Origin of the sequence: Chachezhania sediminis (assembly GCF_009765275.1) — a bacterium.
In the GTDB taxonomy this organism is placed as follows: Bacteria; Pseudomonadota; Alphaproteobacteria; order Rhodobacterales; family Rhodobacteraceae; genus Chachezhania; species Chachezhania sediminis.
In genome coordinates, this window is record NZ_VOPH01000002.1 from 488109 (window position 1) to 510654 (window position 22546).

At 67.6% G+C, this 22546-nt stretch carries 22 protein-coding genes; 12 read left to right on the forward strand and 10 right to left on the reverse strand.

Features of this window, described 5'->3' with window-relative positions:
• The first annotated feature begins 227 nt into the window (after positions 1–227).
• From FQK05_RS07200 to FQK05_RS07220, 5 genes are all read left to right on the forward strand, one after another.
• Positions 228–1565 carry an NAD(P)/FAD-dependent oxidoreductase gene (locus FQK05_RS07200; protein WP_158966012.1) on the forward strand — a complete coding sequence of 446 codons (1338 nt, stop codon included), beginning with the start codon at positions 228–230 and terminating at the stop codon, positions 1563–1565.
• Complete coding sequence (locus FQK05_RS07205) at positions 1562–2356, forward strand: DUF1365 domain-containing protein (RefSeq protein WP_158965243.1); 795 nt, start codon at positions 1562–1564, stop codon at positions 2354–2356. Before FQK05_RS07200 ends, FQK05_RS07205 begins: the two co-directional genes overlap by 4 nt.
• The gene (locus FQK05_RS07210; RefSeq protein ID WP_158965244.1) at positions 2353–2919 is read left to right on the forward strand and encodes a DUF3833 family protein; all 567 of its coding nucleotides are present in this window, start codon (positions 2353–2355) and stop codon (positions 2917–2919) included. The genes FQK05_RS07205 and FQK05_RS07210 overlap by 4 nt, the downstream gene beginning before the upstream one ends.
• A 4-nt stretch (positions 2920–2923) precedes the next feature.
• Complete coding sequence (locus tag FQK05_RS07215; protein WP_158965245.1) at positions 2924–3655, forward strand: SDR family NAD(P)-dependent oxidoreductase; 732 nt, start codon at positions 2924–2926, stop codon at positions 3653–3655.
• A 72-nt stretch (positions 3656–3727) separates the two neighbouring features.
• Positions 3728–4045 carry a DUF3775 domain-containing protein gene (locus FQK05_RS07220; RefSeq protein ID WP_158965246.1) on the forward strand — a complete coding sequence of 106 codons (318 nt, stop codon included), beginning with the start codon at positions 3728–3730 and terminating at the stop codon, positions 4043–4045.
• Between the two features lie 36 nt (positions 4046–4081).
• Here FQK05_RS07220 and FQK05_RS07225 read toward each other — a convergent pair whose 3' ends face one another.
• The 6 genes from FQK05_RS07225 to FQK05_RS07250 all read right to left on the reverse strand — a co-directional run bounded on the left by FQK05_RS07225 (position 4082) and on the right by FQK05_RS07250 (position 10952).
• A complete protein-coding gene (locus FQK05_RS07225) occupies positions 4082–5224 on the reverse strand; it encodes a saccharopine dehydrogenase C-terminal domain-containing protein (RefSeq protein WP_158965247.1) in 1143 nt (380 codons plus the stop codon).
• Between the two features lie 23 nt (positions 5225–5247).
• The gene (locus FQK05_RS07230; RefSeq protein WP_158965248.1) at positions 5248–6309 is read right to left on the reverse strand and encodes a saccharopine dehydrogenase; all 1062 of its coding nucleotides are present in this window, start codon (positions 6307–6309) and stop codon (positions 5248–5250) included.
• A gap of 4 nt (positions 6310–6313) precedes the next feature.
• Positions 6314–6952: a glutathione S-transferase family protein gene (locus FQK05_RS07235; protein WP_407644495.1), complete on the reverse strand. Its 639-nt coding sequence runs from the start codon at positions 6950–6952 to the stop codon at positions 6314–6316.
• Positions 6953–6959: 7 nt separating this feature from the next.
• Positions 6960–7613 carry a histidine phosphatase family protein gene (locus tag FQK05_RS07240; RefSeq protein ID WP_158965249.1) on the reverse strand — a complete coding sequence of 218 codons (654 nt, stop codon included), beginning with the start codon at positions 7611–7613 and terminating at the stop codon, positions 6960–6962.
• A 281-nt stretch (positions 7614–7894) separates the two neighbouring features.
• Complete coding sequence (locus tag FQK05_RS07245) at positions 7895–10402, reverse strand: heavy metal translocating P-type ATPase (RefSeq protein ID WP_158965250.1); 2508 nt, start codon at positions 10400–10402, stop codon at positions 7895–7897.
• 157 nt (positions 10403–10559) lie between these two features.
• A complete protein-coding gene (locus FQK05_RS07250; RefSeq protein ID WP_407644496.1) occupies positions 10560–10952 on the reverse strand; it encodes a MarR family transcriptional regulator in 393 nt (130 codons plus the stop codon).
• 367 nt (positions 10953–11319) lie between these two features.
• Here FQK05_RS07250 and FQK05_RS07255 point away from each other — a divergent pair, with 367 nt between their 5' ends.
• The 3 genes from FQK05_RS07255 to FQK05_RS07265 all read left to right on the forward strand — a co-directional run bounded on the left by FQK05_RS07255 (position 11320) and on the right by FQK05_RS07265 (position 14824).
• Entirely contained in the window at positions 11320–12738 is a 1419-nt protein-coding gene (locus FQK05_RS07255) for a pyridoxal phosphate-dependent decarboxylase family protein (RefSeq protein ID WP_158965252.1), read from the forward strand.
• A gap of 94 nt (positions 12739–12832) precedes the next feature.
• Positions 12833–13597, forward strand: a complete 765-nt coding sequence (locus tag FQK05_RS07260; RefSeq protein ID WP_158965253.1) for an aldolase/citrate lyase family protein — start codon at positions 12833–12835, stop codon at positions 13595–13597.
• 177 nt (positions 13598–13774) lie between these two features.
• Positions 13775–14824, forward strand: a complete 1050-nt coding sequence (locus tag FQK05_RS07265) for an aspartate-semialdehyde dehydrogenase (protein ID WP_158965254.1) — start codon at positions 13775–13777, stop codon at positions 14822–14824.
• 261 nt (positions 14825–15085) lie between these two features.
• On the opposite strand, the gene FQK05_RS07270 is transcribed toward FQK05_RS07265, so the two are convergent.
• A complete protein-coding gene (locus tag FQK05_RS07270; protein WP_158965255.1) occupies positions 15086–15736 on the reverse strand; it encodes a carbonic anhydrase in 651 nt (216 codons plus the stop codon).
• A 167-nt stretch (positions 15737–15903) separates the two neighbouring features.
• Between FQK05_RS07270 and FQK05_RS07275 the strand changes: the two genes are divergently transcribed.
• From FQK05_RS07275 to FQK05_RS07285, 3 genes are all read left to right on the forward strand, one after another.
• A complete protein-coding gene (locus tag FQK05_RS07275; RefSeq protein WP_158965256.1) occupies positions 15904–16293 on the forward strand; it encodes a hypothetical protein in 390 nt (129 codons plus the stop codon).
• Positions 16294–16388: 95 nt separating this feature from the next.
• Positions 16389–17783 carry a leucyl aminopeptidase family protein gene (locus tag FQK05_RS07280; RefSeq protein WP_158965257.1) on the forward strand — a complete coding sequence of 465 codons (1395 nt, stop codon included), beginning with the start codon at positions 16389–16391 and terminating at the stop codon, positions 17781–17783.
• Complete coding sequence (locus FQK05_RS07285) at positions 17780–18607, forward strand: C40 family peptidase (RefSeq protein WP_158965258.1); 828 nt, start codon at positions 17780–17782, stop codon at positions 18605–18607. The genes FQK05_RS07280 and FQK05_RS07285 overlap by 4 nt, the downstream gene beginning before the upstream one ends.
• A gap of 197 nt (positions 18608–18804) precedes the next feature.
• Here the strand turns inward: FQK05_RS07285 and FQK05_RS07290 are convergent, their stop codons facing one another.
• The 3 genes from FQK05_RS07290 to paaZ are packed head-to-tail and all read right to left on the reverse strand — an operon-like array spanning position 18805 to position 21993.
• Positions 18805–19149 carry a DUF2794 domain-containing protein gene (locus tag FQK05_RS07290; RefSeq protein WP_158965259.1) on the reverse strand — a complete coding sequence of 115 codons (345 nt, stop codon included), beginning with the start codon at positions 19147–19149 and terminating at the stop codon, positions 18805–18807.
• 24 nt (positions 19150–19173) lie between these two features.
• A complete protein-coding gene (locus FQK05_RS07295) occupies positions 19174–19956 on the reverse strand; it encodes a PaaX family transcriptional regulator C-terminal domain-containing protein (protein ID WP_158965260.1) in 783 nt (260 codons plus the stop codon).
• Between the two features lie 9 nt (positions 19957–19965).
• Positions 19966–21993: a phenylacetic acid degradation bifunctional protein PaaZ gene (gene paaZ, locus FQK05_RS07300; RefSeq protein WP_158965261.1), complete on the reverse strand. Its 2028-nt coding sequence runs from the start codon at positions 21991–21993 to the stop codon at positions 19966–19968.
• A gap of 122 nt (positions 21994–22115) precedes the next feature.
• On the opposite strand from paaZ, the gene paaI reads away from it, so the two are divergent.
• Positions 22116–22544: a hydroxyphenylacetyl-CoA thioesterase PaaI gene (paaI, locus tag FQK05_RS07305; RefSeq protein ID WP_158965262.1), complete on the forward strand. Its 429-nt coding sequence runs from the start codon at positions 22116–22118 to the stop codon at positions 22542–22544.
• The last annotated feature ends 2 nt before the right edge of the window (positions 22545–22546 follow it).

Genomic DNA, 22546 nt, shown 5'->3' on the forward strand with positions numbered 1-22546 from the left:
CTGGAATTTCTGGTTCGACCGTCAGCAACATGAACGGGTTACGGGGACGAGGGAAGGGTGGATCACTTCCTCGGGAAGATTTTTGGGCCCCGTCGTTCCGCGCGCATTTCTTTGTCATCCGGTTTCGGCCCTGCTGCGTACATCCTTTGGAAGAGGCCGTTTAAGAAGGACAGGACATGCCGTTCGAATACCCGCAGATCTCCGGTGCCAACGAATTCGGGCCGGCCATGCGTGATGCGCGCCCGGCGCCTGGCGCCCGCATTGCAGTGATCGGCGGCGGCATTTCCGGGCTGGGGGCGGCTGCACTTCTGTCGGGTGCGCATCGCGTGACCCTGTTCGAATCCGACGACCGACTGGGCGGTCACGCCCGCACCGTGATGGCGGGCCGCACCGGGCAGCAGCCGGTCGATACCGGGTTCATCGTCTTCAACCACGCGAACTATCCGCACCTGACTGCGCTTTTCGACCGGCTCGGGGTCGAAACGGCGAAAAGCCGGATGGGCTTCGGCGTCTCGGTCGATGGCGGGCGCTTCGAATATGCGCTCAGCGGGCTTTCGGCGCTGTTCGCCCAGCCGGGCAATGCGCTGCGCCCCGCCTTCCTGCGCATGGTCCGCGACATCTTCCGCTTCAATGCCGGGGCCGAGGCCGCGGTGACTGGTCCCGACATGACCGTGGGCGACCTGCTGCAGGCGCTGGGCACGGGCGAGGCCTTTCGCGACTATTACCTGACGCCCTTTTCCGGGGCCATCTGGTCCTCTCCCAAGGCGCAGATGCTGGATTTCCCGGCCGAGGCGATGATCCGCTTTTTCCGCAATCACCACCTGCTGTCCGCCACGGGCCAGCACCAGTGGTACACGGTGAAGGACGGATCGGCCCGCTATGTCGAGCGGCTGGCGGCGATGCTGCGGGCGCAGCAGGTCGATATCCGCCTGAAGGCCCCGGTACAGGCCGTACGGCGCAATGGGCAGGACGTGATGGTTCGCGCCTGGGGCGGCCAGTGGGAGGTCTTCGACCAGGTCGTCCTGGCCACCCATTCCGACGACAGCCTGCGGATGCTGGACGATGCCGACCTGTTCGAACAGGCCGCGCTGGGCGCCATAGCCTATCGGCCGAACCAGGTGACGCTGCACGCCGATCCGTCGCTGATGCCGAAGCGGCGCAAGGTCTGGTCGTCCTGGAACTATGCCGAGGCCGCGGGCGGCGGCGCGGGCGAAATCGACGTGACCTACTGGATGAACGCGCTGCAGCCGATCCCGGCCGACGATCCGCTGTTCGTGACCCTGAACACACGCCGCCCGATCCGGGAAGAGCTGATCCACGATCAGGTCACCCTGCGCCACCCGGTCTATGACGCGGGCGCCTTCGATGCGCAGGGACGGATCGCCCGCCGGAACGGGCGGAACCGCACCTGGTTCTGCGGCGCCTGGATGAAGAACGGCTTTCACGAGGACGGGCTGGCCAGCGCCGTCGACGTGGCCCGCGCCATGGGGGTCGAGGAACGGCCCTGGGGCGCCGCCCCCGCAGGTCCGTGCCCGGTGGGGCCCGCCGCGATGGCCGCGGAATGAGACCCTCTGTCGAACATATCTCCGGCACGACCTGGCACGGTCGGCGCGGGGCGATCCGGAACGGGTTCAGCTATCACGTCGACATGCTGTGCATCGACCCGGAAGATCCCTGGCCCCGGGGTCCGCTGGGCTATGCCCGCAACCGCCGGGCGCCGCTGGCGATCCACGACCGGAACCATGGCGGCCCGCCCGGCCATGGCATGGGCGCCACCTGGGTCCGCCGGGTGCTGGCCCAGCGGCAGATCCCGTCCCCCGACCGGATCGAGCTTCTGACCCAGCCCACCGTTCTGGGCTATGTCTTCAATCCCGTCAGTTTCTGGCTGTGCTATCGCGACGTTGCCCTGACGGCGGTGATCGCCGAGGTCACGAACACTTTCGGCGAGCGCCACAGCTATCTGTGCCACCGTCCCGATCACGGGCCGATCATGGCCAGCGACAAACTGGAGGCGCGCAAGGTCTTCTATGTCTCGCCGTTCCAGCCGGTCGACGGGACCTATGTATTCCGCTTCGCGATCGATCCCGACCGGATCGCGATCCGCATCGACTATCGCGTCGATGGAGAGGCCGAAAAGGGCGACGGTGAAGGTCTGATTGCCACGCTGACCGGCGAACGGCGGGCACTGAACTGGCTGCGGGTGATGGGGATCCTGTTGCGGCGGCCGCTGGGTTCGCGCTGGGTGATGGGGCTGATCCACTGGCAGGCGCTGAAGCTGTGGTGGAAGGGTGCGCGCTACCGGGACAGGGGCGCGCCACCGGATTCCGATGTGACGACGACGCGGGCGATGCGATGATGGTGGCGGTCTGGATGGCATTGGGCGCGGCCCTGGTCCTGGCCTTGTTGTGGGCGCGTCGCCGCTGGCTGGGTTTCGCGGCACAGCGACCTGCGGACTATGCCGGGGTCGAAGGCCCGGCCCTGGACCTGCGGCAACACCTGGACGGTCCGATCCTGTGCGACGGTGCGATCTTCGGGCCGACGGGGCGGATTTCCACCCGTTTCACCGGTACGTTTCATGCCACCTGGGACGGCAACCGGGGCCGGATGACCGAACATTTTCAATATGACAGCGGCACCACGCAGGACCGGGAATGGACCCTGCTGCTGGAGGACGACGGCAGCGTCCGGGCCCTGGCGCCCGACGTGATCGGAACCGGGCGGGGGCAACTGGCTGGCCCGACCCTGCAGCTGTGCTATCGCCTGAAACTGCCCGAGGGCGGCGGCGGACATGTGATCAACGTGACCGACTGGATGTATCTGGCGCCCAACGGGCACCTTGTGAACCGCAGCCAGTTCTTCATGTTCGGCCTGAAGGTGGGCGAACTGGTCGCCACCCTGCGCCCCGCGCCCGCGGCCTGATCCGATGCGCGACTGGACCGGCAAACGCTATTGGCTGATCGGCGCCAGCGAAGGGCTGGGCGCCGCCCTGGCCAAGCATATGGCCGATGCGGGGGCGCAGGTGATCCTGTCGGCGCGTTCTGCCGATCGCCTGCGGGACCTGGCGGACAGCCTGCCGGGCGATCCGCAGGCGGTTCCGATGGACGTGGCCGACCGGGACAGCGTGGCGGTGGCTGCGGAACAGGTCGGAAAGATCGACGGGCTGGTCTTCCTGGCCGGGCTCTACTGGCCGATGGCCGCGACGGACTGGAACGCCGAACAGGCGGAACAGATGGCCGATGTGAACTTCACCGGCCTTGTCCGCGTGCTGGGCGCAGCGCTGCCGGGCATGGTGGCACGCGACCACGGACACATCGTGGTCGTGGGCTCGCTGGCCGGGTTCCGGGGGCTGCCGGGATCGGTGGGCTATGGCGCGGCCAAGGCGGGGTGCATGTCGCTGGCGGAAACGCTGGCGTGCGACCTTCGGAGGACGAACGTGCAGGTGCAACTGGCCAATCCGGGCTTCATCCGCACGCGTCTGACCGACAAGAACGACTTTCGCATGCCTTTCCTGATGGAACCGGACGATGCGGCAAAGGTGATCTTCGATCACATGAACACGCGCCGGTTTCAGCGCAGTTTTCCCACGGTGTTCTCGTGGGTGTTCCGCCTGGCGCGCCTGCTTCCCGAACCGGTTTACCGGCACCTGTTTGCGTAAGGTCAAAGACGCGCGGTATTCTATCTGATCGTAGCCTCCATTACGGGAGAGGCGACAGAACGGAGTGGGAAAATGCAGGAACTGTCAGCACGAAAGGTGGCCGAGATCGCGATTCTCGCCCGCGAGATCGAACGGGCCGAACCGGAATTCCGGGGTCTGGTCGAAGCGATGACCGAGGACGAGCAGGCGGAACTGGTGGCCGTCATGTGGATCGGCCGCGGCGCCTTCGAGGCCGAGGAATATGCCGACGCGGTCGCAACCGCCCGGGCAGAGGCCACGACGCCGACCGCCGACTATCTGATCGGCACGCCACACCTGGCCGACAATCTGGAAGCCGGGCTGGAAGCCCTGGGCATTTCCGCCACGGGCGAGGAAGACGAACTGCTGTGATCCCGGGGGCCCTTCGGGGCCCCGCAGGAACGATCTTCAGGCCAGCTGGTCGACCAGGGCAAGGTGCTGGGCCTGACGGCCAACTTCTTCCAGCCATTCGGTCACCAGCTCGGGCTGGCTGGGCGCGGCGTGGACGCCGGGCTCGATCCGGCCCTTGGCGACCGCTTCCACGGCCAGCGCCACGGTGATCGACACCAGCCGTGCCATCGCCGTGCCGCGCTCGTCGCCCCAGGCATCCATCACATAGGCCTGGTGCCAGACAGGCTGGCCGTTCTTCTTCGCTTCCAGCGCCACGCACAGGACCACCCGGTCGGGCTCGCCCTCGTCATAGGCGTGGTCATTCCAGAACTGGTCCGACATTTCCTTCAGGCGGGCATCGCCTTCGGGACCGGAGAGGGTTTCCACCTCGGCGAAGACGTTGGCCCAGGCCTTGGCCCAGCCGTCCAGCCGCAGCGTGCCGCGGACGAAGTCCGTGACCGGCCAGGCGGGGTCGAAATGGTACTGTTCCATGAAGGGAAGGCTGTCGCGGTTCGGATAGACCTCGAAGCTCTCGGCCTCCGGCAGCGGCGCGTCGTAATGGGTGATCGCGTCCCAGGGACGGTCGACCTTCAGTTCCGCCCCGTCCTTCAGCGACCGGGACGGCGAGCGCAGCGCCTTCAGCACGCCCAGCGGCGACCAGCTGAACTTGTAGCGGAAGTCGTTGGCGATCTTCGGCACGCCACCGCAATAGGAAATGAAGCTGAGCGCGTTGTCCGGCGCGTATTCCGGTGCTGCGCGGTACATCTCGACCAGGCGGTGGGCCATCAGGTGGTCGATGCCCGGGTCCAGCCCGACCTCGTTCACCAGCACGACGCCGGCGGCCTTGGCATCATCCTGAAGCGCCCGCATTTCCGGCGCGATGTACGAGGACGAGACGAAATGCGCCTTGGCCGCGATGGCCGCCCTGGCCAGCGGCACATGCCAGTCGCCCGGCAGCATGGAAATGACGATGTCGCCGGGCGCCAGCGCGGTCGCGACCGCATCCAGGTCGAAGGCCCGGATGTCGTCGGTCAGATCGCCGACGGCTTCCTTCGCCTTTTCGACCGTGCGGTTCCACACGGTGACGGTCATGCCCTCTTCGATCAGGCGGCGAAGGCCGGGGATGGCGGACAGGCCGGTGCCGCACCAGTGGACGGTCATGTCGAATGATCCTTCTATCTCGGTTACGCCGGAATACCGGCGGTATGGGTCTTGAAGACCTCTGCCGCACGGCCCCAGACGCCCGCATCGGGGGTGCCCAGCGTCTTCAGGTGGGGCAGAAGCTGTGACGCGAAATCTTCGGAGCTTTCCAGCGGCAGAAGCGACGGCAGGTTGTCGATGGCGGTCACGTCAAGGACCGGGGCCTTTGCCACGCGAACGGCGGGATGGTCCCAGTCGGTGACGTGGTCATAGACCTTGATCGGGTTGAAGTCGCTTTCCGGATCGCAGGCGATGTCGCCGATCACGGTCAGGCGGCGGGGTTTGGCCGGATCTTCCGGATAGACGAAGACCGGGGTCTTCGGGCCCGCCAGGATGCAGTTCAGGAACAGGTCGTGGTGCAGGATGTCCGGGAACGGCCCGCCAGAGGCGGTTTCCGCCATGTCCCATCGGGTGACGGCCACGCCCATCGCGGTCAGAAGGTCTGTGGCCCCCGATCCCACGCGCCCCAGCGCGCCGATGACGATGGCCTTGGGCCGGTGGGGGCCCACGGCGGACAGTTCCGCCTGCAGGTCGGCTAGCAGCTTCTTCTTGTCGGTGCAGACGTCGACCGGTCCGCACAGTGCGCTGCGCTGCTGCGCGGCCCAGCATTTCAGCGCCACCCAGGCCCCGGCGAACCCGGCCCAGTAGCCGAAGGCCGCGACGCGGCGGCCGGTTTCGTCCACCAGGTATTCCAGGTCGTACAGCGCGCCGCCGCCGGCCTTCAGCCGTTCCAGCACCACCCGGCCTGCCGGCTGGCCCTTGAAGGCATGGCCGAAGAAGATGTGGCGATGCTTCAGCGCCGCCGGTGCGTCGGGCAGTTCCTTCAGGCCCAGGATGAAGGCCTCTGCGGGCGCGTCGATCCAGGAGCCTGCCGGCGCGATCTCGCATCCGGCGGCGCGGTATCCGTCCAGGCTCAGGCAGCGTGTCGGGCTGTCCTCGACCGTGACCTTGAAGCCCATCGCGATCAGTTCCGCCGCGCCGGCGGGGGTCAGCGGCGTGCGTTGTTCGTTGGCGCGCTGTTCGGCGCGGACCCAGAGATGTACCATGGTTCTATCGGCTCAGCATGTTGCGGCTGCGGACGGTCGCGACAGAGGCGCGTTCCTCCATCGCGGCGGCGAAGACGGCGAGTTTCGGATACTCGGCAATGTCGACCTCGTCCGCCTTCAGCCAGGTCGTGATCACGTAAAGATAGGGGTCGGCCAGCGTCAGCGTCTCTCCCAGTACGAAGGGGCCTTCGATGACGTTGTCTTCCAGGAAGGCACAGCAGTCGGCCATGTTCTGGGGGACCTTGGCGGCCATGTCCGCGAAAGAGCTTTCCTGCGTCGCCCAGCGGGTCCCGCGCCGCATGTGGGCATGGGCCACGTGCACGGTCGAGGCGAGGTAGTACATCACCGACCGCACCCGCGCCGCGTCATAGGCATCCGCGGGCATCAGCGCCGCGCCCTCTGGCCCGCCGGCGGGGGCCAGCTGCGCCAGGTATTCCAGGATCGCGCCGGTTTCCGTCAGCGGTCCGCGAGCGGTGACCAGGACCGGCACGCGGCCCTTGGGGTTCAGGGCGTGGAAGGCGGGCCCGGTCTGCTCGGCCTCGGCAAAGCTGACCTGCTGCAGTTCGTAGGGCAGGCCCAGTTCTTCGAGCGCGATGGCAACCGCACTGGCGATTGTTCCGGGGGCATAGTGCAACACCAGCATGGCGACCTCACAGATGGGTCTGGGCGAAGGCCCGATCCGGAGCTTCCAGATGGGGAACCGCGTTGAACAGGACCGGCGACAGCTGGGCGCCGATTGGGAACAGACGATGCACGGAGGTATTCATGATGGCAAGCGCCATCCGGGCCATGCCCGCGGGCGACAGCTCCATCGCCTGGCGCAGCGCATTGGCGATCACGCCCGACGAGGTGACGACCAGCGCCGGCCCGTCGCCCGCGTGGATCTCGGCCAGGGCGGCCTGTACGCGGGTTTCGAAATCGGCGAACCGTTCGGGGGCATCGTCGATCCGGTCCTCGGCCCAGAAGGCGAAGACCTGCGGCATGTGCAGGACGAATTCCTCGCGCCCGGCCGGGATCTTCAGCCCGTGCTGTTCCTTGGCCAGGCGGGCCAGGTCGAAATAGGCCAGTTCGTTCAGGCGCGGGTCCTGCACCACTTCGGCCTCCAGTCCCATCGCCGCGGCGGTCTGGACCTGCCGGTGCAGCGTCCCGCAATAGATGCGGTGATGGTACTGCTGGGTGTCTTCCAGGTGCCGCCCCAGCCAGGCCGCCTGCTGCGCGCCCAGGTCGCTCAGACGGTCGTATTCTTCCTCGGTCCGTGCGCCGGTATTGGCCTGTCCGTGGCGGACGAGGGTGATGTGCGACATGGGTCTGGCTCCGGTCTGCCGGATGGCGGGGATGCCCGCTTAGGCGCCAACCGGACGGGCGAAGTCAAGAAGTGCCCTGCCGGAACGGCGGTGGAATAATGCCGCAACTGCACGATCAGGCGGGGGCGGTGGGCCGGCTTGCGTTGTCCTGCGTCGGTCCGGCCTGGTGCCAGGGCCGTTTTCACAGGCCTTCCCCCTGGCGGCGGTCTTCGGTCGCGGCGAAAGCGGATGAAGGAACGGCTTTCGCGGCGTTGACTGGTCGGGGCCTTGGCATGTGTCTTTCAGGCCGTAGCGGGGCGCCCGTGCAGGTCCGGCATGCCCCCGGCCGGCCCGTCGTCCAGTGGCAGGGCCGGGGACAGGCGACCCAGCCGTAGCGCGTTGGTCAGCACGAAGACGGAACTGAGCGACATCGCCGCCGCCGCCAGGACTGGCGAAAGCATCCAGCCGAAGGCGGGATAGAAGGCGCCTGCCGCCACCGGGATCAGCGCCGCATTGTAGGCGAAGGCCCAGAACAGGTTCTGGCGGATGTTCGACAGAGTGGCCCCGGCCAGGGCGACCGCGTTCACCACGCCGCGCACATCGCCGGACACCAGCACCACGTCCGCGCTTTCGATGGCGACGTCCGTGCCGGTGCCGATCGCGATCCCCACATCGGCCTGCGCCAGCGCCGGTGCATCGTTGATCCCGTCGCCCACGAAGGCCACGCGTCCACCCGTTTCCTTCAGCGCGGCCACGCGATCCTGCTTGCCGTCGGGCAGGACCTCGGCCTCGACCCGGGCGATGCCCAGTTCGGCCGCCACGGCGGCGGCGGTGCGCGCGCTGTCGCCGGTGATCATCGCGACCTCGATCCCGCGGTTCTGCAGGGCTTTCACGACGGCGCGGGCCTCTGGCCGGATTCGGTCGGCAATGCCGAAAAGGCCCGCGACCTCGCCATCCACGGCGACGAAGACCGGTGTGCGGCCGGCGTCCTGCACTGTCTCCAGCGCGGGGTCCAGCACGCCGCGCGCCAGACCTTCGTGGTCCATCAGCCGCGGGGCGCCGACCAGAAGGCGGTGGCCGTCGACCTCGGCCGACAGGCCGAAGCCGCCGATGGCTTCCATGGCGGTGGCCCTGGGCAGGGCCAGCCCCTGCGCCTCGGCCACGATGGCCCGGGACAGGGGGTGTTCGGACGCAGCCTCGGCCGCGGCGGCCAGCGACAGGACGCGGTTGCGGTCCCAGCCCGGTGCCAGGTGCAGGTCGGTCACGGCCGGGCGGCCTTCGGTCAGGGTGCCGGTCTTGTCGAAGGCGACGGTCCCGACCTCTCCCAGCGCCTGCAGCGCCTCGCCCTTGCGGAACAGGACGCCCATGCGCGCCGCCCGCCCGGTGCCCACCATGATGGAAACGGGCGTGGCCAGTCCCATGGCGCAGGGGCAGGCGATGATCAGGACCGACACGCCGGCGACCAGCGCATGGGTCAGGATGGGCGCAGGCCCGAAGATCAGCCAGGCGGCCACGGTCAGGACGGCGATGGCCAGGACAGCCGGCACGAAAATCGCCACGACCCTGTCGGCCAGCGCCTGGATCGGCAGCTTTGCGCCTTGTGCGGCCTCGACCATGGCGACGATCCGGGCCAGCATCGTGTCGGCACCGACCTGTGTGACGGTCACGCGCAGGGCGCCGGCTCCGTTCACCGTGCCCCCAACGACGATGTCGCCCGGGGCCTTCGCCACCGGGATTGGTTCGCCCGTGATCATGCTTTCGTTCACGTGGCTGCGGCCGTCCAGCACGGTGCCGTCGGCGGCCAGGCTTTCGCCGGGTCGAACCACGAGCACGTCGCCGACCGACAGGTCGGAAACCGGGCGTTCAACCACGCCATCGGGCGTCTCGACCTGCGCCGTATCGGGCCGAAGCGTCGTCAGGGCCCGGATCGCGGCGCCGGTCCGGCCGCGGGCGCGGGCCTCCAGCCAGCGGCCCAGAAGGATCAGCGTGACGATCATCGCCGCCGCTTCGAAATAGACGGCGCGGGCGCCGTCCGGCAGCACGCCCGGCAGGAACAGGGCCACGGTGGAATATCCCCAGGCCGCCAGCGACCCGAGGGCCACCAGCGAGTTCATGTCCGGCGCACCATGGGCCAGCGCCGGCAGGCCCCGCTGATAGAAGGTGCGGCCAGGCAGGGCCATCACCGCCGTCGTCAGCACGAAGAGGATCAGCTGGTAGGTGAAGGTTCCGACCGTGCCCAGGATGAAATGGTGCAGCGCGGGGATCGCGTGGCCCCCCATCTCCAGCAGGAAGACCGGCAGGGTCAGGGTGGCGGCGACGACGAAACGCTGACGCGCGGTTTCGGTTTCCTCTGCCGCGCGCCGGGCGGCGCGGTCTTCGGTTCCGTCCTCGGTCACGGTCGCGGCATAGCCTGCGGCCTTCACGGCGTCGGTCAGGTCGCGGATGCCGATGGCGCCGTCCAGCGCGCTGACATGGGCGGTCCGTGTGGCGAAGTTCACGCGTGCGGACACGACGCCGGGCACCGCCTGCAAGATGCGCTCGGTCCTGGTCGCGCAACCGGCACAGGACATGCCATCGATGTAAAGGATCGTTTCGGCCTCGGCCGCGGGCTTGCCGGCGGCGCGCAGCGCCCCGGTTACCGCCGACAGCTCGGCATAGCCGGGATCGACCGTTGCCGACCGGGTTGCCAGGTTCACATGGGCCGATGCCAGCCCCGGCACCGCCTTCAGCGCCCGTTCGGCCGAGGCGACGCAGCCCGCGCAGTTCAGGTTTTCCAGCTGGAAGGTCAGGGGCTTCGGTACTTGGGTCATCTGGCAGGTCTCCGGGCGGTGACGGATGCCCGGATGGCGGCGCCGTCAGCGCGTGCGCCGAATAAGAGGATTTCGGCACCCCCGATCAAGCCCGCGCGCTGTCGCGGCCGGCCGGGATCGCCTGTCCCGTTCCCGGGGACGGGTCAAGGGGTCCGGATCAGCCGGTGTCCTTGCCGGCCTCTGGTGCGGCGTGCAGCGTGTTCAGGTCGCCCAGGATGTCCAGCAGCAGTTCGTAGCGGTCCTGCCCCAGATGGGTACGTACGGCATCGGCCAGTTGCTGGCTGGAGGACAGGTTCCGGTCGATCAGTTTCTGCCCGCTACGTGTGATCTCGACCACCTGGCGGCGCTTGTCCGAGGGATGCGCTTGGCGGACGATCAGTGCCTTTTCCTCCAGTTTCTGGAGGATCCGGGTCAGGCTGGGCAGCAGCAGGCAGGCCTGGTCGGCAATTGCGGTCGGCTCCATCGCGCCGCCTTCGTCCAGCACCCGCAGCACGCGCCATTGCTGTTCGGTCACGTCGGCATCGGCCAGCATGCCACGGATCGGGCCCATGACCCGCTCGCGTGCGCGCAAAAGGGCGATCGGCAGGGATCGGTCGGTGGTTGGTGCAGACGAGGCCATGACTCCAGCCTGCCTTGTCCCGATGCGCAGCGCAAGATGACACAGTTGACGTGACGTCCACCTGATGCGCGCCAACCTGCCGATCCCGGTTGACAGGTGATCGATTTAAGTGCACATGTTAAGTAAATTGCGGAGGGAGACCGGTCTCCGGTCCGGCCCCGGACCTCGCGCCAGGGGCCGACCGCGCGGCGCCTTCGGAACGGCCGGCCACAGGGGGTCTTGCGATGGCTTTGTCGTCGGGGCATCCCGATTGCAGGGGCCCGGTGCGCCACCGGCAGGGAACTTGGGGGACACGGAAATGAAATGGTCTGACTTCGCGGCATGGGGACGGAAGGTCGCCGACTGGACGCAGGACTATCACCTGACGGTGGGCCAGCGCCCGGTCCGCGCCCAGACCGAGCCGGGCGAGATCCTGAACGCCCTGCCTGCCGCGCCTCCGGAAGATCCGCAGCCGCTGGAAGACGTGTTCCGCGATTTCGAGAACATCGTCATGCCCGGCATGACCCATTGGCAGCACCCGCGCTTCTTCGCCTATTTCAACGCCAACGCCTCGCCCGCCTCGGTGCTGGCCGAATTCCTGACCTCTGCCGTCGCGGCGCAATGCATGCTGTGGCAGACTTCCCCGGCCGCGACCGAGATGGAAACCCGCATGATGGACTGGCTGCGCCAGTCGCTGGATCTGCCGACCCGCTTTTCCGGCGTGATCCAGGACAGCGCGTCCTCGGCCACGCTGGCGGCGGTGCTGACCATGCGGGAAAAGGCGCTGGGATGGACCGGAAACACGGCCGGTCTGGCCGGGCAGAAGCCGCTTCGGGTCTATGCCTCGGTCGAGGTTCATACCTCGGTCGACCGGGCGATCTGGATCGCGGGCATCGGGCAGGACAACCTGGTCCGCGTACCGACCCAGGGTCCCATGCGGGGCATGGATCCGGCGGCGCTGGACGCGGCCATCACGGCGGACAGGGCAGCAGGGCTCTTGCCCGCGGGCGTCATCCTGGCCGTGGGCGGCACGGGGACCGGCGGAACCGACCCGATCGCCGACTGCATCGCGGTGGCCCACAGGCACGGTCTTTACGTCCATGTCGATGCGGCCTGGGCGGGTTCGGCGATGATCTGCCCGGAATTCCGCGACATGTGGGCGGGTATCGAAGACGCGGACAGCGTCGTCTTCAACCCGCACAAGTGGCTGGGGGTACAGTTCGACTGCGCCGCGCATTTCCTGGCAAACCCGGACGATCTGGTCCGCACCCTGGCAATCCAGCCGGAGTTCCTGAAGACCCATGGCAAGGACGGCATCGTCAACTATTCCGAATGGTCGGTGCCCCTGGGCCGCCGCTTCCGGGCGCTGAAGATCTGGTTCGTGCTGCGCGCCTACGGGCTGGAAGGGCTGCGGAACCGCATCCGCAACCATGTGACGTGGAGCCTTGATCTTCATGACCGCCTGAAGGCCACGCCGGGGTTCGAGATCGTGACGGAACCGGTCCTGTCGCTTTTCACCTTCCGCTATGCGCCCGAAGGCGGCGACGCGGATGCGCTGACGCTGGCGCTGGTGACGGCGATCAACGACGACGGGCGTATCTACCTGACCCAGACCAGGGTGGGCGGTCAGATGGCGATCCGCTTTCAGGCCGGCCAGTTCGAAACGACCGAGGACGACGTGAAGCTGGCCTATGACGTGATCCGCGACATGGCGGCGGCGCTGCCCTGCCCGGCCTGACGGCTTGATTTCCGTGGCCGGGTGACCGACTGTCGCCGGGCCCGATGCGCCCGGGGCAGCGACCCCGGCTTGCGAACCCAAGGAGTGCTTTGCGATGCCCGTACCCGTCAACACGTTCAAGGCAGCCCTGAAGGCGGGCGAGGTCGTCTGGGGCTGCTGGCTGTCGACCTGCCATATCGGCGTGGCCGAACTGATGGGGGACACCGGCTTCGACTGGCTGGTGCTCGACGGCGAACATTCGCCCTATGACATCACGGCGATCCGCGACCAGCTGATCGCGCTGGACCGCAGCCCGTCGACCCCCGTGGTGCGGGTCCCCATTGGCGAGCCGTGGATGATCAAGCAGGTGCTGGATTCCGGTGCGCAGACGGTTCTGGTGCCCGTCGTCGAAAGCGGCGAACAGGCGGAGCTTCTGGCGAAGTCGATGATCTATCCCCCCGCGGGCATCCGCGGCGTCGGGGCCGCAGTTGCCCGCGCGTCCCGCTTTTCCGGCATCAAGGACTACAGCGCCACGGCGGATGCGCAGATGTGCCTGATCGTCCAGGTCGAAACCCGCAAGGGCCTGGCGGCCCTGGACGACATCTTGGGCGTAGAGGGCGTCGACGGTGTCTTCATCGGCCCGGCGGACCTGTCCGCGGACCTGGGCCACATGGGCAATCCGACCCACCCCGAGGTGCACGACAAGATCATGGACGCGATCCGCCGCATCCGCGCCGCGGGCAAGGCGCCCGGGATCATGTCGCTGGGCGACCGCTCGGCCGAATATATCGAGGCCGGGGCCCAGTTCCTGGCCATCGGTGCCGACGTGTCGATCCTGTCGGACGCGGCCAAGGCGCTGGCGGCCTCGGTCAAGGGCTGACCCCGGCGGCGGCGCAGCGGGAAGCCCCCTTTCGGAAGGGGCCTCCCAAGCGGCCCCTCGCCGCCTGCAAGGCGTTTCGAAACGCCTTCTCCCCAAGCCTTTCCCCGCGCGAACGTTTCCTGTATAGCGCCCCGGTCGGCCCCGGCCCGGGGCCGGTACACCTGTTGGAGAAAGAAAATGGGATACCGTATCGTCGTTGCGGGTGCCACGGGCAACGTGGGCCGCGAAATGCTGAACATCCTCGCCGAGCGCGAGTTTCCGGTTGATGAGATTGCCGCGCTGGCGTCGCGAAAATCCATCGGGACCGAGGTCAGCTTCGGCGATAAGACACTGAAGACCAAGGACATCGACACTTTCGACTTCACCGGCTGGGACATCGCGCTTTTCGCGATCGGCTCCGGCCCGACGAAGGAATACGCGCCGAAGGCTGCCGCCGCCGGCTGCGTCGTGATCGACAATTCCTCGCTCTATCGCTACGATCCGGACATCCCGTTGATCGTTCCGGAAGTGAACCCGCAGGCCGTCCACGGCTACGCGAAGAAGAACATCATCGCCAATCCCAACTGCTCGACCGCGCAGATGGTCGTGGCGCTGAAGCCGCTGCACGACCGCGCAAAGATCAAGCGCGTCGTGGTGTCGACCTACCAGTCCGTCTCGGGCGCGGGCAAGGACGGCATCGACGAACTCTGGGACCAGACCAAGGCGATTTACAACCCGACCGCCGAATACGAACGCAAGAAGTTCACCAAGCAGATCGCCTTCAACGTGATCCCCCATATCGACGTCTTCATGGACGACGGCTCGACCAAGGAAGAATGGAAGATGGTGGCCGAAACCAAGAAGATCATCGACCCCAAGATCAAGGTCACCGCGACCTGCGTCCGGGTCCCGGTCTTCGTCGGTCACTCCGAAGCCGTCAACGTCGAGTTCGAGGATTTCCTGGACGAGGACGAAGCCCGCGACATCCTGCGGGAATCGCCCGGCTGCATGGTGATCGACAAGCGCGAGGACGGCGGCTATGTCACCCCGCTGGAATGCGTGGGCGACTTTGCCACCTTCATCAGCCGCATCCGTCAGGATTCGACGATCGAGAACGGCCTGAACATGTGGGTCGTCTCGGACAACCTGCGCAAGGGTGCCGCCCTGAACGCGGTCCAGATCGCCGAGCTTCTGGGCCGCGAGTGCCTGAAGAAGGGCACGCCCGCAGTCGCAACCGTGGCAGAGTAAGCTTTCCAGGGTAGCGGTGGGTGCGGGACCCGCACCCCTACGGCAATGATCGGCCCGGACGCTGGAAGCGGCGTCCGGGCTTCTTCTTTTCGAAAATAATCCGGGGGAATCGCCCGGCACGGGCGATGGGGGCGGAGCCCCCGCTTGCGCCGGCCTCACCTGTCCCTGCCCCGGGTACGGTGCGTGGCCGCACGCGCCGCCGCTTGTCCTGCCCCGTAGGGTGCGTGGTCCCCACGCACCGCCCCCCCGGGAGGCCAAGGATCAAATCGGCTGGTAGGTCCCGCTCTGCGGATCGAAGGCTTCCAGCGCGCCGGCGCCGATATCATGCCACAGCCCGTGCAGGGTCAGCGACTTGTCCTTCACCGCATTCGAGATGAACGGGAAGGTCATCAGGTTCTCCAGCGACGCCAGGACCGCCTGACGCTCCAGCGCGCGCGCCTGCTGGTCCGGATCCTCGATCTCTGCCACGCCCTCGAATTTCGGCACCAGGATGTCCATCCAGCGGCCGACGAAGCTGTCCTTCGCCTTCAGCTGCGGGGCATGGCCCTTGCACATGTCGATGCAGCCCTGCACCCCGCCGCAGCCGGAATGGCCCAGCACGATCAGGTGCGCCACCTTCAGAACGGTCACGGCATATTCCACCGCGGCCGAGGTGCCGTGGTGATCGCCGTCCGGTTCATAGGGCGGTACAAGGTTCGCGATGTTGCGGTGAATGAAGAACTCGCCCTGATCGGCCCCGAAGATAGAGGTCACATGCACCCGGCTGTCGCAGCACGAGATGATCATGGCGCGCGGGTGCTGGCCGTCCGTGGCCAGGTGGCGATACCAGGCCTCGTTCTGGACATAGGACGTGGCCTTCCAGCCGCGATAGCGCTGGACCAGATAGGAGGGCAGGGGGCGGGCAAAATCCATGTCGCTGGGCGTCCTTCGAGATGGGGTCGTCAGACGGTCTATCCGTCCTTGCCGGGATAATCGACGCAAAAAATGCCCCCGCTTGTCCCCGAGGGTCAATGATTTGGCAAGACCGCCGTGCTCTGCTGTCATGGGGTGAGGGGCATCACAAAGTGGAAGACCGTGCAATGAAGGCCGTAGCGACGATCAATGCGATCAACACGATGGAAACGGTCCGGCTGGACCCGGACTGTCTGACCCGTCTTTACTGCCAACTGGGCGAAACCGGGGCCGAAGACGTGATCGGCCGCGCGGTGGAGGAACTGGCCGTCCGCCTGGCCCAATGCACGCTTCAGCGCTGCAACGACGACATGGTCGGCCTCCGCAAAAGCGTTCGGGCCGTTGCCGCGATTGCCGAACAGATCGGCATGAACACCCTGGCACGGGTCGCCCGCGACGCTTCGGAAGTCATCGAAAACGGCGACGACATCGCGCTCGACGCGATCCTCGCCCGGCTCATGCGTATCGGGGAAAGCTCGCTGACGGCGGTCTGGGATCTTCACCACCTGCCGGTCTGATCATAGCTGACCCGCGTCCGGTGGGACTTCCGGTCCGCGGATCGCGGGGCTAGGCTGGTGCCGACAGTGTACCATCCAAGACCGAAGAGGCCCGCATGTCCGATCCCGAAGCCTGCACGTTCGACCGTTCCGATGCCCCGGCCGTCCCCCTTCACGTGATCGAGCTCGACGCGCTCGACGGTTGGCTGGCCGCTCAGACCGATGCGGTGAAGGCCTGGGTTCAGGCGGCCGGCTTCACCGGCGCGCGGGGGCAGTCGCTGCTGGTCCCGGGTCCCGATGGGGGGCCGGCCATGGCGCTGGTGGGCTATGCCAATGCCGGCCAGCGGTCGCGCCGCCGCTACATGCTGGCCATGGGCGCCGAGTCCCTGCCTGCCGGCAGCTATGCCATCGCCTCGGGTCTGGATGCCCCCGCGCTGGAGGTCGAATGCCTGGGCTGGCTGATGTCCGGCTACCGCTTCGACCGCTATCGCAAGCAGCCCCCTTTCGCTCCGCGGCTCAAACCGCCTGCCGGTGTCGATGCCGACAAGCTGGAAAAGATCGCCGCGGCCGAGATCCTGATCCGCGACCTGATCAACACCCCGGCCGAGGACATGGGCCCGGCGGAACTCGAAGCCGCCGCCCGCGCCCTGGCCGGTGATTTCGGTGCCGCCATCGAGGTGACGGAAGGCGACGCCCTTCTCGACGCCAACTTCCCGATGATCCACGCGGTCGGCCGTGCCTCGACCCGCGCGCCGCGGCTGATCGACATGCGCTGGGGCAAGTCCGGCCCGACCCTGACCCTGGTCGGCAAGGGCGTCTGCTTCGATACCGGCGGGCTCGACCTGAAACCTGCCAGTTCCATGCTGAACATGCGCAAGGACATGGGCGGCGCGGCCAATGTGCTGGGTCTGGCCCGGATGATCATGTCGCTGGAGCTGAACCTGCAGTTGCGCGTCCTGATACCGGCGGTGGAAAACGCCGTCGCCGGCAACGCCATGCGCCCGGGCGACATCCTTAACTCGCGCAAGGGCCTGACGGTCGAGGTCAACAATACGGACGCCGAAGGCCGCCTGGTCCTGGCCGATGCGCTGGCCCTTGGCGCCGAAGAAAATCCCGACCTGATGATCTCCATGGCCACGCTGACCGGCGCGGCCCGCGTGGCGGTCGGCGCCGACCTCGCCCCCTACTTTACCGACAGCGACGCCGTCGCCGCGGCATTGGATGCCGGTGGGAAGGACCTGGCCGATCCGGTCTGGCGCCTGCCGTTCCACGATCCCTACGAGCTGAAGATCGAACCGCCCTATGCCGACCTCGACAACGCGCCGTCGGGCGGGCAGGCCGGGGCCATCACCGCGGCACTGTTCCTGCGCCGTTTCGCGGGCGAAGGGACCTATGCCCACTTCGATATCTTCGCCTGGTCGATGTCGAACCAGCCCGGCCGGACCAGGGGCGGCATGGGCCAGGGCGTGCGCGCGGTCCTTGCCGCGCTGACCCCGGTGCTGAAACTGTGACGGACCCCCGCCGCTGGCCGGCCAATCCCCGCGTCGCCGCCGCCCGCCTGGCCGGCGTGCCCGAAGGTGTCGAACGGGTCGAGGGCGAGGCGCGCATGGTCCTGCGTCCTCTGGCCAACCTCTGCCGCACGCCGGCCGGGGCGCTCGATCGTCAGATCCTCTTCGGCGCCCCGGTCACGGTCTACGAGGACCGCGGCGGCTGGAGCTTCATCGAAACCGTCGACGATCCCTATGTGGGCTATGTCGAAACCGCGGCGCTGGGATCGCTCCGCGCCGCCACGCACCGCGTTTCGGCCGCCTCGACCCGGCTCTACAGCAACCCGGATCCCAGGGCCTTTGCCGGTCCCGCGCTGACGCTGAACGCGCGGGTCACCGTCGACGCCACCTTCGGCCGCTTTGCCGAGACGGAGGACGGCTTCATCCCGCTCTCCCACCTTCGGGCCATCGGCACGCCAGAACCCGACCCGGTCGCCGTCGCCGAACGTCTGCTGGGCACGCCCTATCTCTGGGGCGGCAACAGCCGCGCGGGCATCGACTGTTCCGGCCTGGTCCAGGCCGCCTGCCGCGCCTGCGCCATCCCATGTCCCGGCGACAGCGACATGCAGGCCGCCGAACTGGGCGAGGCGCTGCCCGACGGAACCCCCCGCCGGCGCGGCGACCTGCTGTTCTGGAAGGGCCACGTCGCCTTCGTGTCCGACCCTGACACATTGCTGCATGCCAACGGCTACCACATGGCCGTGGCCTATGAACCTGCCGAAGACGCCATCGCACGCATCGCGGCTGCCGGTCATCCGGTCACGGTCCACCGCCGCCTGTCGTCGTGAATGCGGAACGGTGCGTGGATACCACGCACCCTACCTGCCGTCGGAAGGCGAGAGCCGTCAGGGGAACCTTGCCCGGGTAAACGGCCCAAGGGCGCCGGCTTCACCGCCCAACGCCCCCACTTCTTTGATCTTCAAATATCCTCGGGGGAGTCGCGCCAAAGGCGCGGCGGGGGCAGAGCCCCCAACAGCAACGCCGGTTACTCGACGATCCGGATCAGCTTCCGCTCCAGCACTCGCAGCACGGTCTTCAACTCGTTCCCGCGCTTCAGGATCTGTCCGTCCATGGCGACGACTGCATACTGTCCCTGCCGCCCGCGCAGCTTGGGCCGTTTCTCGATCCGGTAAAGCGGATTTTCAGCTGTCCGCCGGAAGACCGAAAACACCGCCATGTCCGTCAGGCAGGATATCCCGTAGTCCCGCCATTCCCCGGCGGCCACCATGCGACCGTAAAGCGACAGGATGACCGACAATTCGCGCCGGTCGAAGGCCACCTGGGCAGGAACGGGGCCGGTTTGCAGGGGACTGGGGGGCTGGAATGTCATACCCTCAGCCTCGCGCCAAAAGGTTTACAAATCAAGCCCGCCGAAGCGTCCCGTCGCGGCCCGCTTGGCGGCGGATGTGGGCCAGTCCGTGCCCAGCCAGCGTTCGGCCGCGGGGCTGAGATGCCGGTAGGTATCGGCCACCGCCGTGCGCGGATCGCGCAGCGGCGTATCGTCGGGCATCAGCTCGGGCGCCATGTCGGGCCAGCGCAGCACGATCCGCCGCCAGCGGTGGATCAGCAGCATCCGTGCCGCCGCGGCCTCCAGCGGATTGGGGGGGACTGCAGCCAGCACCGGCAGATCGGCTGCCAGACCTTCCAGCGCCGCGCGCCGTTCGGCCGTCAGCAGGGTCGCGCGATAGGCGGGGCTGAGCGCCGCCAGTGTCCCCACGACCCGCAGGTCCGCCGCCTCTCCCTGAAAGCCTTCGGGGTCCAGCCTCAGGTCGGGGCTGCCATTGCCGTTCAGATAGGCCGACAGGACCCAGCGCTTTACCGGATCCGTCCGCGGCGGGGCATAGATGCGGGACGTGGCGGGCGCGAATTCCCGCACGCCGTCGGGGGTCAGCCTGTACCGGCTGGTCCGCCCGTCCCGCTCCGAAGTCACCCAGCCGTCGCGGGCCAGCCGCGACAGCGCCGTGCGCAGCGCCCCCGGTTCCACGCCGACCCGGCCCAGGATTTCCCCCAGCTGGCCGGTCGTGATCTCGCCCCCCCGATGCTGGACCAGGTCGCCGAAGACGGTGATCACCAGTGACCAGACGCGCAGGCGGCCTTCGGAATGCAGGGCGGTGACAAGGGGCGCTAATGGATCCATCGCGCCGGTCTAGCGCGAGAAGGCCACCATGGTCAAAAGCTCGTAATTCGCCACCTGCTCGTCGCCCTCGTTGAACAGCGTGACGTCCCAGGCCACCTCGCCATAGGTGGGCGTCCGCCGGGTCTTGCGCTTGACCGTCAGGCGGACCTTCATCACCTCGCCCGGGCTGACCGGCTTCTGGAAACTCAGGGAATTCAGCCCGGTATTCGCCAGCACCGGACCGGGATCCGGTTGCACGAAAAGGCCGGCCGCGAAGGACAGCAGAAGGTAGCCATGGGCCACGCGGCCGGGGAAGAACGGGTTCGCCTTGGCCGCGTCTTCGTCCATGTGGGCATAGAAGGTGTCGCCGGTGAACTCGGCGAAGTGCTCGATGTCTTCCAGCGTGACGGGACGCGACGCGGTGCGGATCGTCTCGCCGATCGACAACTCGTCATAGGTGCGCTGGAACGGGTGGTCGGGGCCTGTGACCTCGGCCGCGCCGCTCTGCCACTGGCCGGTGATCGCGGTGATCACGTCCGGGCTGCCCTGGATCGCGGTGCGTTGCATGTAGTGCAGGACGCCACGGATACCGCCCAGTTCCTCGCCGCCGCCGGCCCGTCCCGGGCCGCCGTGGATCATGAAGGCCAGGGGCGCGCCGTGGCCGGTCGATTCCTTGGCCGAGGACGCCCCGGTGATGTAAAGCCGCCCGTGCCACGCGGCCGTGGCCAGCGTGACGTCCCGGGCCACAGCCGGGTCGTCCGTCACGAGAGAGGCGACCAGCGACCCGCCGCCGCGATTGGCCAGCGCCGAGGCATGGTCCACGTCGCGATAGGGCATCAGCGTCGACACCGGGCCGAAGGCCTCGACCGAATGCACGGCCTGTGCCGCGTCCGGGTCTTCGCAACGCAGCAGCGTCGGCGCCAGGAAGGCGCCGTTATTGTCGGCGCCGATCAGGTCGATCTCTTCCGGGCTGCCGGTCAGGCGGGTGGTTTCCGAACTGAGGACATCCAGCTTGCTCAGCACATCGACCTTCTGGCTGTTCGAGGCCAGCGCACCCATGCGCACATCGGGCGAGGCCGGATCGCCGATGGTCACCTTGGCCAGCCGCGCCAGCAATGCGTCGGCCACGTCGCCCATCATCGATTCCGGCACGATGATCCGGCGGATGGCGGTACATTTCTGGCCCGCCTTTACCGTCATCTCGGTCCCGGCTTCCTTGATGAACTGCTCGAACGCGGGCGACCCCGGCGCCACGTCGGGGCCCAAGATCGTCGCGTTCAGGCTGTCCTGTTCGGAATGGAAGCGCACCGAATTCCGGATCAGGTTCGCATTCACCCGCAGAGTTTCCGCGGTCGAGGCCGAGCCGGTGAAGCCCACCACGTCCTGCGGTCCCAGCCGGTCCAGCATGTCGCCCAGGCCGCCCACGACCAGCTGCACCGACCCTTCGGGCAGGATGCCGCTTTCGATGATCATGCGAAAGCAGAGTTCGGTCAGATAGCAGGTCTGGGTCGCGGGCTTCACGATGCAGGGCACGCCGGCGATGATCGCGGGGGCCAGCTTTTCCAGCATTCCCCAGACGGGAAAGTTGAAGGCGTTGATATGGACGGCCACGCCCTGCAGCGGCACGGCGATATGCTGGCCGATGAAGCTGCCGCCGCGGGACAGGTGTTCCACGCTGCCGTCGACATAGACCTGTCCGTCCGGCAGTTCCCGCCGCGCCTTGGACGCGAAGACGAACATCGTGCCGATGCCGCCTTCGATATCCACCGCCCCGTCGCGCCGCGTGGCGCCGGTCAGCGGGTTCAGGGCGTAAAGCTCTTCCTTGCGGCCGTCGATGTACTGGCCCAGGTCCTTCACCAGCCGCGCGCGGTCGTGAAAGCCCATGGCGCGCAGGGCCGGTCCGCCCACGCTGCGTGCCCAGTCCAGCATCGCCTGTGCGTCGGGCGCCGGGCCGCCGGCCTCGGCAATCATCTCGCCCGTGACGGGGCCATAGACGGGCCGAGCGCCGGTCCCTGGCGCGATCCACGACCCAGCGGCAAAGCTTTCGGGTTTCAGCATGACGGATCCTCCCTCGCGTCTTTGCGCCGACACTACAGGGATCCGGGCCGAACGCAATACTCTTGACCGTCCGGTCGGGTTTGTGCAAGGGATTCGCCAGGAGAGAGATCGGGGGGAAGCGCATGACGCCACAGGAGCGGGCCGAGCGCAGTGCGCAGGCCATGTGGGCCAACGACCGGGCATCGAAATGGCTGGGCATGACGCTGGACGCCGTGGGCCCCGGCACCTGCACGATGTCCTTCGAGGTTCAGGATCACCATCTGAACGGCCATTTGATCTGTCACGGCGGTTATATTTTCACGCTGGCCGACAGCGCCTTTGCCTTTGCCTGCAACAGCCACAACAAGAACGCCGTCGCCCAGCAGAACCAGATCAGCTTTCTCAGCCCCGGAAAACCGGGCGAACGACTGGTGGCAGTGGCCGCCGAAGTCTCGCTTTCTGGCCGGTCGGGGGTGTATGACGTGGTCGTCACCGGGGCTGACGGCCGTCAGGTGGCTTTGTTCCGCGGCCTGAGCCGTATCATCAAGGGCCATCATTTCGAGGAAGAATGATC